Annotated in this window: 1 protein-coding gene; it reads left to right on the forward strand. The window is 42.5% G+C overall.

The genetic code is table 11. From position 1 onward, the window contains the following. A partial coding sequence (locus QWZ08_RS28150; RefSeq protein ID WP_290341380.1) for an IS1182 family transposase occupies positions 1-1,396 on the forward strand: 1,396 nt, incomplete at its 5' end. Positions 1,397-1,510 lie beyond the last annotated feature (114 nt).

A 1,510-nucleotide genomic window follows, 5' to 3' on the forward strand; every position in this document is an offset into this window, starting at 1 on the left:
TGAACTGTACAGAACCTACAAGGGAGGCGGCACGAGTTCCCATCATCCTAAAATGCTTTTGAAGGCGGTTATTTACAGTTACATCTTTAATATATACAGCAGCCGCAAAATTGAGGAAGCTATCAAAAGCAATCTTTACATGGTATGGCTTTGCGGCAACTGCGAGCCGGATCACAACACCATCAACCGTTTCCGGTCTAAAAAAGTAGCCCCTGTACTTAAAGACATCTTTAAACAAATAGTATTACTGCTCGCTGGCGAAGGGTTGGTCAGTTTAAAAGAAGCATATGTAGATGGAACTAAAATAGAAGCCAATGCCAACCGCTACACATTTGTATGGGGCAAGGCCATCAAAACCAATAAGGAAAAAATGGTAAAGCAAATTGATGAGCTATGGCAATACGCCCAGTCCGTAGCGGATGAGGAGTTACAGGATACCGCACCACTTGATTTTAAAAGCATTGATGCCGCAAAAGTAAGTGAGGCGGTAAAGCAGATTGAAGAAGCTATCCGGGATAAACAAGTACCGCAAAAAGTAAAGCAGAAGCTGCATTATGTAAAAAAAAACTTTCCGGCCAAACTCAATGAATACAAAGCAAAAGACGATGTACTGGATGGCAGAAACAGTTACAGCAAAACAGATACGGACGCCACCTTTATGCGCATGAAGGAGGATCACATGGGCAACGGCCAGCTTAAGCCAGGTTACAATGTTCAGATCACCACCAATAACCAGATCATCACAAATTATGATGCTTTCCCCAACCCCACAGATACCTTAACCTTGCCGGCACATCTTGAAAGCTTCAAAGAACTCTATGGCCACACACCCGATATTGTAACAGCCGACAGCGGCTATGGATCTGAACAAAATTATGCCTGTCTTGAAGCCCGCAACTGCACTGCTTTTGTGAAGTATAACTACTTCCACCAGGAGCAGCAGGGCATCCGGCTCAAGAAATATCCCTTTGCAGCAGATCATTTATATTATAATGAAGAAAAAGATTTTTATGTATGCCCCATGGGCCAGCATATGCAAAAAGTAGCTGTATACAAAAAGAAAAACGATAATGGCTTTGAGCAAACCATATCAAGATACCAGGCGAAGAATTGCAACGGATGCCCTTTGCGGGGCGTCTGTCATCAATCGAAAGACAACAGGAGCATAGAAGTGAATCATGCCCTCAACAAACACAAGCAAAAAGCCCGGCAGTTACTGACAAGTGAAGAAGGCATTAAACACCGCAAACAAAGGCCACAGGATGTAGAAGCAGTCTTCGGAAACATTAAGCAGAACAAAGGCTTCAGGAGATTTATGCTCCGCGGCAAGGCCAAAGTAACCACTGAATTTGGATGGATAGCCATTGCACATAACCTGAAGAAAAAAGTGGCCTGAAAAGCGGGTCAGCTTCTCAAAAATGCAGGTTAAAAATGAAAAATCAGCCAAGTACAATAAATAACAAAATATGAAGCAGTGACAAGTTAATTTTTAATCAACTTATTCCAATAC

This window comes from Ferruginibacter paludis (genome assembly GCF_030409685.1).
Lineage (GTDB): Bacteria > Bacteroidota > Bacteroidia > Chitinophagales > Chitinophagaceae > Ferruginibacter > Ferruginibacter paludis.